Source organism: Knoellia sp. 3-2P3, assembly GCF_029223115.1.
In the GTDB taxonomy this organism is placed as follows: domain Bacteria; phylum Actinomycetota; class Actinomycetes; order Actinomycetales; family Dermatophilaceae; genus Pedococcus_A.
Map to the genome: position 1 here is coordinate 198,399 of NZ_JARGZE010000003.1, position 14,414 is coordinate 212,812.

General features: G+C 72.4%; 12 protein-coding genes. 7 read left to right on the top strand and 5 right to left on the bottom strand.

Annotated elements, in window-relative coordinates; all coding sequences use genetic code 11:
- Positions 1–46: 46 nt before the first annotated feature.
- Together P0Y31_RS11110 and P0Y31_RS11115 are read right to left on the bottom strand one after the other, a co-directional pair.
- Positions 47–685 carry a hypothetical protein gene (locus P0Y31_RS11110; RefSeq protein WP_275869333.1) on the bottom strand — a complete coding sequence of 213 codons (639 nt, stop codon included), beginning with the start codon at positions 683–685 and terminating at the stop codon, positions 47–49.
- On the bottom strand, positions 682–1,140 hold the full coding sequence (locus P0Y31_RS11115; RefSeq protein ID WP_275869335.1) for an acyl-CoA thioesterase: 459 nt from the start codon (positions 1,138–1,140) through the stop codon (positions 682–684). The genes P0Y31_RS11110 and P0Y31_RS11115 overlap by 4 nt, the downstream gene beginning before the upstream one ends.
- A gap of 105 nt (positions 1,141–1,245) precedes the next feature.
- On the opposite strand from P0Y31_RS11115, the gene P0Y31_RS11120 reads away from it, so the two are divergent.
- The 3 genes from P0Y31_RS11120 (at position 1,246) to P0Y31_RS11130 (ending at position 4,905) form a co-directional block, all read left to right on the top strand.
- Positions 1,246–3,363, top strand: coding sequence for a RecQ family ATP-dependent DNA helicase (locus P0Y31_RS11120; protein ID WP_275869337.1), 2,118 nt, complete (start codon positions 1,246–1,248; stop codon positions 3,361–3,363).
- Positions 3,364–3,457: 94 nt separating this feature from the next.
- Positions 3,458–4,411, top strand: a complete 954-nt coding sequence (locus P0Y31_RS11125; RefSeq protein WP_275869339.1) for an acyl-CoA thioesterase II — start codon at positions 3,458–3,460, stop codon at positions 4,409–4,411.
- Complete coding sequence (locus tag P0Y31_RS11130) at positions 4,411–4,905, top strand: GNAT family N-acetyltransferase (protein WP_275869341.1); 495 nt, start codon at positions 4,411–4,413, stop codon at positions 4,903–4,905. Before P0Y31_RS11125 ends, P0Y31_RS11130 begins: the two co-directional genes overlap by 1 nt.
- On the opposite strand, the gene treZ is transcribed toward P0Y31_RS11130, so the two are convergent.
- Genes treZ through glgX form a run of 3 tightly spaced genes read right to left on the bottom strand, consistent with a single transcriptional unit; the run spans position 4,902 to position 11,426 of the window.
- Positions 4,902–6,794: a malto-oligosyltrehalose trehalohydrolase gene (gene treZ, locus P0Y31_RS11135; protein WP_275869343.1), complete on the bottom strand. Its 1,893-nt coding sequence runs from the start codon at positions 6,792–6,794 to the stop codon at positions 4,902–4,904. The two genes, P0Y31_RS11130 and treZ, sit on opposite strands and share 4 nt — an antisense overlap.
- Positions 6,784–9,204 (bottom strand): malto-oligosyltrehalose synthase, encoded by a 2,421-nt coding sequence (gene treY / locus P0Y31_RS11140; RefSeq protein ID WP_345803633.1) that lies wholly within the window; start codon positions 9,202–9,204, stop codon positions 6,784–6,786. Before treY ends, treZ begins: the two co-directional genes overlap by 11 nt.
- Positions 9,205–9,254: 50 nt before the next feature.
- Complete coding sequence (gene glgX / locus P0Y31_RS11145; RefSeq protein WP_275869345.1) at positions 9,255–11,426, bottom strand: glycogen debranching protein GlgX; 2,172 nt, start codon at positions 11,424–11,426, stop codon at positions 9,255–9,257.
- A 190-nt stretch (positions 11,427–11,616) separates the two neighbouring features.
- Between glgX and fabG the strand changes: the two genes are divergently transcribed.
- The 4 genes from fabG to P0Y31_RS11165 all read left to right on the top strand — a co-directional run bounded on the left by fabG (position 11,617) and on the right by P0Y31_RS11165 (position 14,411).
- Entirely contained in the window at positions 11,617–12,372 is a 756-nt protein-coding gene (gene fabG, locus P0Y31_RS11150; RefSeq protein ID WP_275869347.1) for a 3-oxoacyl-ACP reductase FabG, read from the top strand.
- Between the two features lie 92 nt (positions 12,373–12,464).
- Entirely contained in the window at positions 12,465–13,457 is a 993-nt protein-coding gene (locus tag P0Y31_RS11155) for a hypothetical protein (RefSeq protein ID WP_275869349.1), read from the top strand.
- A 136-nt stretch (positions 13,458–13,593) separates the two neighbouring features.
- The gene (locus P0Y31_RS11160; RefSeq protein WP_275869351.1) at positions 13,594–13,932 is read left to right on the top strand and encodes a metalloregulator ArsR/SmtB family transcription factor; all 339 of its coding nucleotides are present in this window, start codon (positions 13,594–13,596) and stop codon (positions 13,930–13,932) included.
- Complete coding sequence (locus tag P0Y31_RS11165) at positions 13,929–14,411, top strand: SRPBCC family protein (RefSeq protein WP_275869352.1); 483 nt, start codon at positions 13,929–13,931, stop codon at positions 14,409–14,411. The genes P0Y31_RS11160 and P0Y31_RS11165 overlap by 4 nt, the downstream gene beginning before the upstream one ends.
- Positions 14,412–14,414: the final 3 nt, after the last annotated feature.

The window sequence follows — 14,414 nt, forward strand, 5'->3', positions numbered from 1 at the left end:
GCGAGCCCGTGCCGCCGGTTCGGGGCAACCCCGGGCGAGGTGGGGCTCAGCGCACGAGGACGTGCCCGCGCGGCGTGGACAGCCGCGTCCAGCGACCGTGCGCGAACACCGTGACCTCGGCGCCGGGCGGGGTGAACCCCAGCACGTATGCCGCGAAGGCACCGCCCGCAGGGAAGGGCGGCACGGTGGTGGTGCTGCGCTGCCAGACCCGCTGACGCAGCGCAGCCACCGCGTGGCCGCCAGCCTGCTGCGGGGTGCCCTGCGCCACCTCCTCGATCCCCTCGCGCGCGGCCTCGTTGACCACGTCGGCGGCGAGGCTGCCGACCCGCTCCCAGCCGCCGCGCGGTGGGGCCACCGCGGCCCACGGGGCTCGCACGCCCACCGGTGGCACGGCGAGCGCGGGCTGCCCGGGGTCGGTGTCGCGACGGGCCAGCCGGTCGGAGACCGCTGCCAGGGGCACGGTCACGTCGACGTCGGAGTCCTCGGCCAGCGGCATGGTGCGCAGGCCGATGACGGCGCCCTCCGCCAGCAGCCCGGTCCCGGGCAGCACCCCGACGTAGGCGGCGAGGGTGCGTCCGTGCGCCTGCAACCTGATGGCACCCTCGGGGTCCACGGACTTCGCCCGAGCCACCAGCGTGCCGAGGTCGGCGAGGGCCTCGGCGTCGGGGAACCGCAGGTCGGTCATCGACGACGCCAGCGGAACGGCACCGGCTCGCCCTCGTGCCGCTGCAGGGTGGCCTTCTCCGCCTCCGCCAGCCGCCGAGGCTTGCCGTCGGCGAAGCTGTACAGCACCAGGGTCGTCTCGGCCCGGGCGTAGAGCGCCTCGCCGACCCCCGCCGGGTCGCGGACCTCGTACGCGAGGTCGAAGGAGGCGCCGCCGATGCGGGTGGCCCACATGTCCACGGCGATCGGGGCGTGCCGGAACTTCAGGGGGGCGAGGTACTCGATCTCGTGGCGCGCGACGACGACGCCCTGGTCGAGCACCGAACGCTCGTCGCCGAACCACTCCTGGAACCCGATGACCCGCGCGTCCTCGAGCAGGCGCAGGAACTGCACGTTGTTGACGTGTCCGTAGGCGTCCATGTCGCTCCAGCGCAGCGGGACGTCGGCGCTGTATCGCTCTGCTCTCACGTTGGCCATGCGGGCCATCCTCCCATCCCGGCCTCGCCGCCCCGGGTCGAGGCTGTCCACAGGTCCGGGGGTGCGGGGCCCGCGCTGTCGGCCACGCGGCATACGGTGGTGCGCATGTCTGCCACCACCGCAAGCACTGACCTCACCGAGGAGGCGACCACCGTCCTGCGGCGCCTCGTCGGCCGCGAGGACGCCGCCTTCCGCGACGGCCAGCTCGAGGCCGTCGAGGCGCTCGTGGGGTCGCGCCAGCGGGTGCTGGTGGTGCAGCGCACCGGGTGGGGCAAGTCGGCGGTGTACTTCGTGTCCACCGCCCTGCGCCGGGCCCAGGGCGCCGGACCCACCGTGATCGTCTCGCCCCTGCTGGCGCTCATGCGCGACCAGATCGGGGCGGCGCAGCGCGCCGGCATCCGCGCGGTGTCGATGAACTCGGCCAACGCCGAGGATTGGGGCCGGGTCAGCGCGGCACTGGCCGCCGACGAGGTCGACGTGCTGCTGGTCAGCCCCGAGCGGCTCAACAACCCGCGCTTCCGCGACGAGCAGCTGCCCGACCTCGCGCGCCGGTGCGGCCTGCTGGTGGTCGACGAGGCCCACTGCGTCAGCGACTGGGGCCACGACTTCCGGCCCGACTACCGCCGCATCCGCGACCTGCTCACCACGCTGCCGGACCACACCCCGGTGCTGGCCACGACCGCCACCGCGAACGCCCGAGTCGTCACCGACGTCGTGGAGCAGCTGGGCACCGGCGGCCACGAGGTGCTCACGCTGCGCGGTGGGCTGGCGCGTGAGTCGCTCCGTCTCGGGGTGCTGCGCCAGACCTCGCCCGAGCAGCGGCTGGCCTGGCTGCTCGCCCACCTCGACGACCTGCCGGGCAGCGGCATCGTCTACTGCCTGACCGTCTCCGCGGCCGAGGACGTCGCGGCCGCCCTGCGGGAGGCGGGGCACGCCGTGCAGGCCTACACCGGCCGCACCGACCCGGCCGACCGCGAGCGCCTCGAGGCCGCGCTGCGCGACAACGAGGTGAAGGCCCTGGTCGCGACCAGCGCGCTGGGCATGGGCTTCGACAAGCCCGACCTCGGGTTCGTGCTGCACCTCGGCGCCCCCTCCTCCCCCGTCGCCTACTACCAGCAGGTGGGTCGCGCCGGTCGCGCCACCGAGCGGGCCGACGTGCTGCTGCTGCCGGGGCCGGAGGACAAGGAGATCTGGGCGTACTTCGCGTCGGCCTCCATGCCGCGGCAGGACCAGGCCGACGCGGTGCTCAAGGCGCTGGCGGAGTCGTCACGGCCGCTGTCGACCGTGGCGCTCGAGACCATCGTCGACGTGCGCCGCACCCGGCTCGAGCTGCTGCTGAAGGTGCTCGACGTCGACGGCGCCGTGCAGCGCGTCTCCGGCGGCTGGACGGCGACCGGGCAGTCCTGGGCCTACGACGCGGAGCGCTACGCGCGGGTCAGCGAGGCGCGCCGTCGCGAGCAGGGCCTCATGCTCGACTACGAACGCACCGCCCAGTGCCGCATGGCCTTCCTGCAGGAGTCGCTCGACGACGCCACCGCCGAGCCGTGCGGCCGCTGCGACGCCTGTGCCGGCCCGTGGTTCCCGACCGACATCCCCGAGACCGCGGTCGTCTCGGCGCGTGGACGGCTGGAGCGCGCCGAGGTCGAGCTCGAGCCGCGGTCACAGTGGCCGAGCGGCATGGACCGCCTCGGCGTGCCGCTGAAGGGGCGGATCCCCGCGACGGAGGCCATGGAGACCGGGCGAGCCCTGGCGCGACTGACCGACCTCGGATGGGGGCAGCGGCTGCGCGGCCTGCTGCGGGAGGACGCCCCGGTCGACGCCGAGCTGCTGCGGGCGTGCGTGCCGGTGCTGCGCGACTGGGGCTGGACGCAGCGGCCGGCAGCCGTCGTCGCGGTCCCCTCGCGCAGGCGGCCCCAGCTCGTGGTGTCCGCAGCCCGAGGCCTGGCCGAGATCGGCCGGCTGCCCTTCCTCGGCTCGCTCGACCTCGTGGCGGAGGGGCCGGTGGGCGAGGCCGGTGGCAACAGCGCCTTCCGGCTCGCCGGGGTGTGGGGCCGGCTCGCCGTGGGACCGGCGCTTGCCGAGGCGCTCTCGCAGGTTCCCGGGCCGGTGCTGCTCGTCGACGACGTCGCCTCCTCGCGCTGGACCCTCACGGTGGCGTCGCAGGCGCTGCGGCAGGCGGGCGCCGAGGGCGTGCTGCCCTTCGTGCTCGCCGTCGAGGGGTAGCGCCGAGGTCTGGCCCGCCGGCGGGTGCCGCGGGCGGGCGAGCACGAGCGGGCGCCCCGGGCGGGCGAGCACGGGCACCGGCTATCGTCGCCGGGTGACCACGAGCGACGAGAAGCCCCGCCTCGACCCCCTCGCCGACCTTCTCGACGTCCTCGACCTCGACGAGCTCGGCACCGCGCAGATCGCGGTACGGGGCCTGCCCGACGACGACGAGACCGACCTCGGCGAGTCGCAGGCCCAGGTGTTCGTGGGCCGCAGCCAGCCCCAGCCCCACGGCCGGGTGTTCGGCGGGCAGGTGCTGGCCCAGTCCGTCGTCGCGGCGGGTCGCACGATGGCCGACGTCGACGGGGGCCGGCGCTCCATCCACTCCCTGCACGCCTACTTCGTGCGCCCGGGTGACGACAGCCACCCGATCCGCTTCGCCGTGGAGCGGATGCGCGACGGCAACTCGTTCTCCACCCGGCGGGTGCACGCCATCCAGTACGGCAAGACGATCCTGTCGATGATCGCCTCGTTCCAGGCGCCGGCCGAGGGTCTGGACCACCAGGCCGAGATGCCGGCGGCGCCGGACCCCGAGATGCTGCCGTCGGTCGAGGAGACGCTCGGCACCATCGACCACCCCGCCGCGCAGTTCTTCGCCTACCAGCGACCGATCGACCTGCGGCACGTCGAGGGCCACCTCTACCTCAAGCCGGGAGCCCAGCGGGCGGCGCACCAGTCGGTCTGGCTCAAGGCGATCGGCTCGCTGCCCGACGACCCGTTGCTGCACGCGGCCGTCCTCGCCTACGCCTCGGACTACTCGCTGCTCGAGTCGGTGCTGCGCAAGCACGGACTCGCGTGGTCGGACCGTCGGCTCCGCCCGGCGAGCCTCGACCACGCCATGTGGTTCCACCGCCGGGGCCGCGCCGACGACTGGATCCTCTACACCCAGCACTCGCCGTCGGCCTCCAGCGGCCGAGGGCTGGGGGCCGGCCAGATGTTCGCCCCGGACGGCACGCTCCTGGCCACGGTGGCGCAGGAGGGCATGATCCGCGTGAAGGACTCGTGATGCCCGGGCGCGACCCCGGGCGCTGGGTCGTCGACGACCTGCGGCCGCAGGACCGTGAAGCCTGGTCACGCCTGCACCGGGGGTACCTCGAGTTCTACGAGTCGGCCCGTCCCGTCGAGGTCTCCACGATCGTGTGGTCCTGGCTGATGGACCCGGACCACGAGCTCGAGGCCGTCGTGGTGCGGCCGGCAGCCGACGCCGAGCCCGTGGGACTGGCGCACTACCGGCCGTTCCCCCGGCCGCTCCACGGCAGCACCGCCTGCTTCCTCGACGACCTGTTCGTCGCCCCCGAGCAGCGGGGCACCGGCGCGGTGGACGCGCTGCTGGCGGCCCTGCAGGAGCGCTGCAGCCAGCGCGGCTGGAGCCACGTCCGATGGGTCACCAGGGCGTCCAACACCACGGCGCAGTCGACCTACGACCGGCTGGCGGTGCGCACCGACCTCCTGACCTATGACCTCGACGCCGCTCCACGGCGGGTCGACACCGCGGGCTAGCCCGTCGACTCCGCTCCCTGACGGAGCCGCACCACCGCGACGCCGTGGCCGGGCAGGCGCAGCCCCTCGCCGTCGACCGCGGTGGCTGCGGGGTCCCAGGCGAGCAGCACCGAGCGGATGCCGGCCGGCACCGGAACCGTCTGCTCGGCATCGTTGAGGTTGGCAACCGTGCCGACACCGCCCCGACGCATGACCAGCCACTGGTTGTCGTCGTGGCAGGCGACCTCGACCCTGTCGAGCCGGCCGTCACCGAGGTCGGCCTCGCTGCGCCGCAGGGCGATCAGGTCGCGGTACCAGCCCAGCATCCGGGCGTGACCGTGCTCGCGCGCCTCGGCCCAGTCGAGCTGGCTGCCCCGGTAGGTCGCCTCGTCCTGCGGGTCCGGCACGTCGTCGAAAGCCCAGCCGTGCGACTCGAACTCGCTCCGGCGACCCTCGGAGACGGCCTCGCGGAGCTCGGCGTCGCCGAAGTCGGTGAAGAACTGGAACGGCGTGCTCGCCGCCCACTCCTCACCCATGAACAGCATCGGCGTGTAGGGCGCGGTGAGGTAGAGGGCCGCGCCGACGGCCTGCTGTCCCGGCGAGGTGATCGCGCTGATGCGGTCGCCCACGGCGCGGTTGCCCACCTGGTCATGGGTCTGCAGGTAGGCAAGGAAGCGGCGGCCGTCGACGGCCGCGCGGTCGACCGGGGCGCCCCACTCGCTCTCGCGGAAGCTCGAGTACCGGCCGTCGTGCAGGAACACCTGGGTGAGGGTCTTGGCAAGCACGGTGAGGGGACCACCGTCCGGCAGCGGCGGGCTGAAGCCCCCGAAGTCGGCGTAGTAGCCCTGGCGCTCCCCCGTCAGCGAGACGTGGAGGGCGTGGTGCACGTCGTCGTCCCACTGCGCGTCCATGCCCCGGCCGCCCTCGGAGGTCGGCGTGACCATGGCCGGGTCGTTGAGGTCGCTCTCGGCGATCAGCGTGAGCGGGCGCCCGAGCCTGTGCTCGAGGGCCTTGACCTCGTCGGCGAGCTGCGCCAGGACGTGCCGGTCGGAGTCGTCGCGCAGCTCGTGCACGGCGTCGAGCCGCAGCGCGTCGACGCGGAACTCCCCGAACCAGCGCAGCGCGTTGTCGATGATCCAGCGGCGGACCTCGTGGCTGCCCTCCTGGTCGAGGTTCAGCGCAGCACCCCACGGGGTGGCGTGCGCCTCGGTGAAGTACGGCCCGAAGGTGCCGAGGTAGTTCCCCGCGGGGCCGAGGTGGTTGTAGACCACGTCCAGGCACACCCCGAGCCCGCGCTGGTGGCAGGCGTCGACGAAGCGCTGCAGGGCCGCAGGCCCCCCGTAGTCCTCGTGCACGGCATACGGGGCGACGCCGTCGTAGCCCCAGTTCCACCGGCCGTCGAAGGCCGCCACCGGCATGAGCTCCACGACGTCGACCCCGAGGTCGACGAGGTGGTCGAGCCTGCCGACGGCGGAGTCCAGGGTGCCCTCGGGGGTGAACGTGCCCACGTGGAGCTCGTAGACGACGCCACCGAGTGTCCCGAGGCCCTGCTGCGGGCCCGCCCAGGTGCTGTCGGCCCACTCGTGGGCACCGGTGTCGAAGGTGCGGCTCGGGCCGTGCACGCCGTGGGGCTGCCAGGCGCTGCGCGGGTCCGGGCGGGGCTCACCGCCGTCGACGCTGAAGGCGTAGTCGAGCGGCCCGCTCGCGGCCGTGGTCCGCCAGGCCCACCAGCCACCCCCTGCTGCCGTCATGGACTGGACCGCCGGGTCCTCGTCCGGGGACCCGACGTGCACGGCCACGCGCTGGGCGTCGGGCACCCAGACCCTGAGCTCGTGGCTCCTCGATGCCTGGCCCGTGGGCCGGCCCCGGCCCGCCGTCGTCGTTCTGCTGCCGCGCTGTTCAGTACTCATCGCGGACAAGCAAAGCGACCGGCAGCCCGGCGAGCAACTCCGCCACCGGGATGCCCTCGCTGTCGTGGGTCGAGGTGGTGCGTCCCGTGAGCAGGTCGCGCCAGGGGCCCGGGGGCAGGGAGACCCGGTGGGCACCCCAGCCACCGGCCGCCTCGAGGCCCGCGGCCAGCCTGGTCACCACGGCGACCGCGTGCAGGCCGGACGCGTCGCCCCGACCGACGCCGAGGGCGTGCGGGGTGGTCGCCGCGAGGGGCTCGTAGACGGCGGCCGGGCCGGTGAACCACTCCGGGTGCTCGCGCCGCAGCCGCAGCGCCCGCGAGGTGACGAGCAGCTTGTCGTCGTCGAGGTCGGCGGGCGCCGCTCCCCCGTCGAGCGCCTCGAGCCGGCGTCGGCGCTCGGTGAAGTCGACCGGCCGCCTGTTGTCGGGGTCGACGAGCGAGAGGTCGACCAGCTCGGTGCCCTGGTAGACGTCGGGCACGCCCGGCATGACGAGCTGGAGCAGCTTCTGCCCCAGGATGGCCGCGCGGGTGTACTCCCCCGTCTCCTCGTGCCAGGCCTCGATGTGCCTGGCGAGGGCCGGATCGGAGACGAGCCCGTCGACGAAGCGGGCCACGGCCTCCTCGTAGCCCTCGTCGGGGTCGGTCCACGCCGTGTGTGCCTTGGCCTCGCGGACCGCCTTCGTGGCGTAGCCCTGGAGCCGCTCGCGGTCGATCGGCCAGGCACCCAAGGCCGTCTGCCACAGGAGGTACTCGGTCGCGGCGTCGAGCCGCTCATGCCGGTGGGGCTTCGCCAGCCGGCGCGCCTCGTCGAGCCACTGCCCCCACTCGTGGGGACGCTCGGAGATGACGCCGATGCGGGCCCGGACGTCCTCGGAACGCTTGGTGTCGTGGGTGGACAGCGTGGTCATGGCGGTCGGCCACGAGGCCAGCTGCCGCTCGGCGAAGTCGTGCAGTTCCCCCACTCCGGTGCCGAGGTGCGCCGGGTTGCCGCCGACCTCGTTGAGCGAGACCAGCCGGACGTAGCGGTAGAAGGCGGTGTCCTCGATGGCCTTGGCCATCACCGGCCCGCAGGTCTGCTGGAACCGCACCACGAGCTCGTCGGCCGCCGCCCGGTCGGCCGGCTCCGCGCCGGTGCCCAGGACCAGCTGGCGGATCCGGGAGAGCGTCCGGTCGTCCGAGTCGGCCAGCGTGGTCTCGGCCCGGTCGCACGCCTCCTCGACCACCGCGACCTGCTCGGAGCGCGCCCGCTCCCCCGGCCTGATGTAGGCGCGGTAGCGGTCCATGGCGACGAGCAACGCCTCGAGCGCGCGCCGCGACGCCGCAGGATCGAGGTCCGGGTCGGCCCGCGCCACCAGACGCAGCAAGCGGTTGACCTCGGCCGTCTGGATCCGTTCGACGACAAGGCGTTTCGCCTCGTCGATGATCTCATCGAGGGGGCGGTGGTCGCCGGTCAGCTCGCGTGCCAGCGCGGTCAGGTCGCCCTCGGACGACGAGTCGAGGAACACACCGCCGACCCGCAGGAGGGTGTCGTAGCCGGTCGTCCCGGCACAGCGCCAGTCGTCCGGCAGCTCCTCGTGGCCCTCCAGGATCTTCTCGGCCACGACCCACGAGTCCCCGGTGGCCTCAGCGAGCCGGTCGAGGTAGCCGCGCGGGTCGGCCAGGCCGTCGGGGTGGTCGATGCGCAGGCCGTCGAGCTCGCCCTTGCGCACCAGCTCGAGCAGCAGGGCGTGGGTGGCGTCGAAGACGTCCGGGTCCTCGACCCGCACCGCGGCGAGCGTCGTCACGTCGAAGAAGCGCCGGTAGTTCAGCTCGTCGCCGCCCTCACGCCAGTAGGCGAGCCGGTATGCCTGTGCCGCAAGGAGATCGGGGAGGTCAAGGCTCTCCGTGCCAGGACGGACGGGGAACTGGTGGTCGTAGTAGCGCACCACCGTCTCGTCGGCGTTCCGCCCGCCCGAGCCGTCCACGGCCAGCTCGCCGCCCGCCAGCACCTCCTCGAGCGTGGCGCCCAGCACCGGCATGAGCACCCGTCCGTCACCGGCCTCCCAGTCGACGTCGAACCAGTGCGCGAACTCGGAGTCCCTGCCCTCGCGCAGCAGCGACCACCACTGGCGGTTGAGGTATGCCGGCGACGGCACCGTCATGTGGTTCGGCACCACGTCCGCGACGGCGCGGACGCCGTGCTCGCGCAGCCGCGCAACCATCCGGTCGTAGGCGGCGCGACCGCCCGCCTCCTCGTTGAGCCGGCTGTGGTCGACGACGTCGTAGCCGTGCGTCGACCCCGGGGCGGGTTGCAGCACCGGAGACAGGTAGGCGTGCGAAACCCCCAGTGCCGCAAGGTAGTCCGCCTGAGCAGCGGCATCGTCGAAGGTGAAGGCGGGCTGGATCTGGAGCCGGTAGGTCGCCGACGGCACGGGCCGCCCGGGTCCCGGGCGGTGCGCAACGCGGCCGGACGGCATACCGCTCATCGGCGCCGCTCGGCGGCGCCTGCCGCAGACGTGGCCTGCCGCTCCAGAGGGCAGCGCAGCACCACGACGCTGCGTGCCTGCGCGGTCACCTGCGACCCGGGCGTGAAGACGAGCTCCGGGTCGATGTCCTGCGCGCCGGTGTCGATGTCGACCAGCCAGCCACCGCCGTAGTCCTCGTCGGGCAGGGTGAACCGCAGGGGCTCGTGGTGGCCGTTGAAGAGGACGAGGAAGTTGTCGTCGACGATGCGCTGGCCGCGGGTGTCGGGCTCGGGGATCGTCGAGCCGTTGAGGAAGACCGCCATCGACCTGGCGTAGCCGTTGGCCCAGCTCTCCTCGTCCATGTGCCCGCCACCGGGCTCGAACCACTCGATGTCGCCGACCTCCGACTCGCCGCCGTGGTCAGGACTGCCGGCGAAGAATCTGCGCCGGTGGAAGACAGGGTGCTCCCGGCGCAGCTCGATCAGGCGACGCGTGAAGTGGAGCAGGTCCAGCTGGTCCTCGTCGAGGTCCCAGTCGACCCACGAGATCTCGTTGTCCTGGCAGTAGCCGTTGTTGTTGCCGCCCTGGGTGCGACCGATCTCGTCGCCGTGCAGGAGCATCGGCACGCCCTGCGAGACCAGGAGCGTCGTGAGGAAGTTGCGTTGCTGGCGCAGGCGCAGGTCGGCCACCTCGGGGTCGTCGGTCGGCCCCTCGACACCGCAGTTCCACGAGCGGTTGTGGCTCTCGCCGTCGTTGCCTTCCTCACCGTTGGCGTCGTTGTGCTTCTCGTTGTAGGACACCAGGTCTCGCAAGGTGAACCCGTCGTGGGCCGTGACGAAGTTGATCGACGCGATGGGGTGCCGGCCGTCGCCCTGGTAGAGGTCGGAGGAGCCGGTGATGCGCGAGGCGAACTCCCCGAGCGTCGCGGCCTCGCCGCGCCAGAAGTCGCGCACCGTGTCGCGGTACTTGCCGTTCCACTCGGTCCACAGAGGCGGGAAGTTGCCCACCTGGTAACCGCCCTCGCCGACGTCCCAGGGCTCCGCGATGAGCTTGACCTGGCTGACGACCGGGTCCTGCTGGACGAGGTCGAAGAAGGCCGACAGCTTGTCGACCTCGTGGAACTGGCGGGCCAGGGTGGCTGCGAGGTCGAAGCGGAAGCCGTCGACGTGCATCTCGGTGACCCAGTAGCGCAGCGAGTCCATGATCAGCTGGAGCACGTGCGGGCTGCGCATGAGCAGGCTGTTGCCGGTGCCCGTCGTGTCGTAGTAGTGCGCCTTGTCCTCGTCGACGAGCCGGTAGTAGTTGGCGTTGTCGATGCCGCGGAAGGAGAGCGTCGGGCCCATGTGGTTGCCCTCGGCGGTGTGGTTGTAGACGACGTCGAGGATGACCTCGATGCCGGCCTCGTGGAGCGACTTGACCATGCCCTTGAACTCGGCGACCTGCTCGCCGCGCGTGCCGAAGGCGGCGTACTCGTTGTGGGGCGCGAGGAAGCCGATGGTGTTGTAGCCCCAGTAGTTCCGCAGACCCTTGTCGAGCAGGGTGAAGTCCTGCACGAACTGGTGCACCGGCATCAGCTCGATCGCGGTGATGCCGAGCTCCTGCAGGTGGGCGATGGTCACCGGGTGACCGATGCCGGCGTAGGTGCCGCGGATCTCCTCCGGGATGTCGGGGTGGTTCTGCGTGAGGCCCTTGACGTGGGCCTCGTAGATGACGCTCTCGTGGTACTGGTGCCTCGGCGAGCGGTCCTGGCCCCAGTCGAAGAAGGGGTTGACGACAACCGACAGCATCGTGTGGCCGAGGCTGTCGTGAGTGTTGAGCTCGTCCGCGTTGTCGGCCTCGCCGTCCTCGAAGTGGTAGGAGAACAGGGACTCGTCGCCGTCGGACATGCCGTCGAAGGCCTTGGCGTAGGGGTCGAGCAGCAGCTTCGAGGGGTTGCACCGGTGCCCGTGGGCCGGGTCGTAGGGACCGTGCACCCGGTAGCCGTAGCGCTGGCCGGGCTGGACGCCCGGGATGTAGCCGTGCCAGACGAAGCCGTCGACCTCCGGGAGGTCGATGCGGGTCTCCTCGCCGTCGTCCCCGATCAGGCACAGCTCGACGCGCTCGGCCGCCTCGGAGAAGAGGGCGAAGTTGACGCCGGTGCCGTCGTAGGTCGCGCCGAGGGGGTAGGCGTTGCCGGGCCAGATCTCCATGGGTCCCTTTCATAAGGGGTGTGGGGTGCGGCGAAGGCCGCAGGACGTCCGAGGACGTCAGCGGCCTCAATCCGCCATTGTGCTGTATGCCGGGCGGCAGCACGATTCCTCCGCGGCCCCTGGACCACCTGCGGTAAGCGGCCGCTCAGTAAACTCGGGCCACCTGCCGCAACCCGCACCTGGAGGACCCATGAGCACCCCGCGCGTCGCCATCGTCACCGGAGCCGCCCGCGGCATCGGAGCCGCCACCGCCCAGCGCCTGGCGAAGGACGGCCACGCCGTCGCGGTGCTCGACCTCGACGAGGCGGCCTGCGCCTCGACCGTCGAGGCCGTCACGGCTGCGGGCGGCCGCGCCATCGCCGTCGGGGTGGACGTGTCGAAGGCCGACCAGGTCGAGGCCGCGGTCGCGCGCGTGGCCGACGAGCTCGGTGCGCCGACGATCCTGGTGAACAACGCCGGCATCATCCGCGACAACCTGATCTTCAAGATGACCGAGGACGACTGGGACGCCGTCATGGCGGTGCACCTGCGCGGCGCCTTCCTCATGACCAGGGCCGTCCAGGCCCACATGACGCACGAGAGGTGGGGCCGGATCGTCAACCTGTCCTCCAGCTCGGCCCAGGGCAACCGCGGACAGGCCAACTACTCGGCAGCCAAGGCCGGCTTGCAGGGCTTCAGCAAGACGCTCGCCATCGAGCTCGGCAAGTTCGGGATCACCGCCAACGCCGTCGCCCCCGGCTTCATCCAGACCGAGATGACCAGGTCGACCGCCGAGCGCATGGGCGTCTCGTTCGAGGACTTCATCGCCCACTCGGCGTCCCAGATCCCCGTGCAGCGGGTCGGCCAGCCCGAGGACATCGCCGCGACGATCTCGTTCCTCTGCAGCGAGGACGCCGGCTTCGTCTCCGGCCAGGTCATCTACGTCGCGGGCGGCCCGCTCGACTGACCAGCCGACCCCGCCCGAAGCGGCCCGAGCCGCCTCCCACCTAGACTCCTCCCGCGCCGGCAGTCGGCGCGCGGGTGAGCAGCAGGGGGAACATGGAACAGCCACCGCAGGTGGCCTGGCCCACGCGGGCGCCGATCGAGGTCCGGTGCGACAAAGCCGTGACGTCAGCCCTGACGCGCGCTGCCGTGGGACGGACGCTGCTCGGCTGGACAGGCTTCGGACTCGCGATGGGCTCTGCCCTGAGCGGGGCGACGGTCGGCCTGCTGTTCCGCTCCCTCGTCATGGCGGCCGTCGTGGCGGCCGTGGTGATGGCGTTCCAGGTGGGGCTCGTCTTCCGGTACGCCCGCCGCAACATCCGCCTCATGGCTGCTCCGGGCCAGGTGCTCACCACCGCGTACGACGGCGAGGGGCGGCTCGTGCTGACCACCGCCCTCGGCACAGCCGTTCTCGACGCCGGGTCCGTGGACCGTGTCCGTCGCGGCCGCGCGACCGTGGCCTTCAGGTACCGGCCGAGCCGCGTCTGGGGGCTGCTCGCAGCCCAGCTGCTCACCGCCGACGACGCCGCGTTCCTGCTCGGCGACCCGGCCCACTCCCGGCACCGCCCCCTGACGGCACAGCACCTGCCCCTCATGCACGTCGTCACCCCGCAGAGCCAGCGGGGCATCCAGGCTGCGGTGACGACCCTGGCCTTGCGCAGCGCCGACGGTGTGATGAGCACCATCGGGCTCCTGCTCTTCCTCGCGTGGGCGGCCGTCGCTCCGGGGCTGGTGTCCCTGGCGCTGGCCGGTGCCGTGGTGCTGGCGTTCCTCGCCTTCCTCGCCGCGCCGGCCCTCGCCGTCCGACGCGCCCTGCCCGTGGGAGAGCTGGTCATGGCCGACGTCACGGAGCGCGGCATCGCCGTGCACCAGCACCTCGAGCGCGCGTTCCTGCCGTGGTCCACGTTCCGGTCCGTCAAGGTGACCCGTCACGCAGTCGTCCTGCGCGCCGGCACGGGTCACGTCGCCCTCCCCCGGGGCCTCTTCCCGGTGGGAGACCTCGGTCGCCTCCAGCACGGCGTCAGGAACGGCCAGACCAGCGCGGGTTGAGGGTCACACCCCAGCCGGGCACCACGGCATACCCGGCTTGTTGAACGGACGACGGGGGCGTTGACCGGGGGTTGACGCGACCCGCGGAGGCGCGCATAGTTTCCTTATTGGTTAATAAACCGAATGGTTAAGGAACATGTCGCCCGACCCGCTGAGCACCACCTTCGCCGCCCTGGCCGACCCGACCCGGCGCGCCATCCTCGAGCGCCTCGCCGAGGGGGACGCCACGGTCGGAGAGCTTGCCGAGCCGTTCGACATGACCCTTCCCGCCATCTCGAAGCACCTGGCCGTCCTCGAGCGGGCCGGCCTGATCGCCAAGAGCCGACACGGGCAGCAGCGCCTGTGCCGGATCACGGCCAACCCGCTGAAGAACGCGGACACCTGGCTGAACGAGTACCGCCGCCACTGGGAGGCCAACCTCGACAGCCTCGACGCCTACCTCACGAGGCTCCAGTCACAGGAGGAGAAGCCATGAGCAGCACCACCCACGAGCGCGCCACCGTCACCACCGAAGGCGCCGACATCGTCATCACCCGCCGCTTCCACGCCCCCGCCCAGCTCGTCTACGACGTCATGACCACGCCCGAGCACGTCCGCCAGTGGTGGGGCGCGGGGTACGGCACCATGACCGACTGCGAGATCGACCTGCGCGTCGGCGGTCGGTGGCACTTCGCCCAGCTCTCCCAGGGTCAGGAGGTCTCGTTCTCCGGCGAGTACCTCGAGCTCGACCCTCCCCACCGCATGGTGCACACGGAGAAGTTCGACAACCTGCCCGACAGCGAGCCGTCGACCATCGTCACGACGTTCACCGAGGAGGACGGCGTCACGACACTGCACGCGGTGTGCACGTACGACTCCCCGGAGACCGTCGAGCAGGTCGTGGCGACGGGCATGGAGGGCGGCCTCCAGTCGTCCTACGACGCGGTCGACGACCTGCTCGCCCGCCTCGGCTGACGC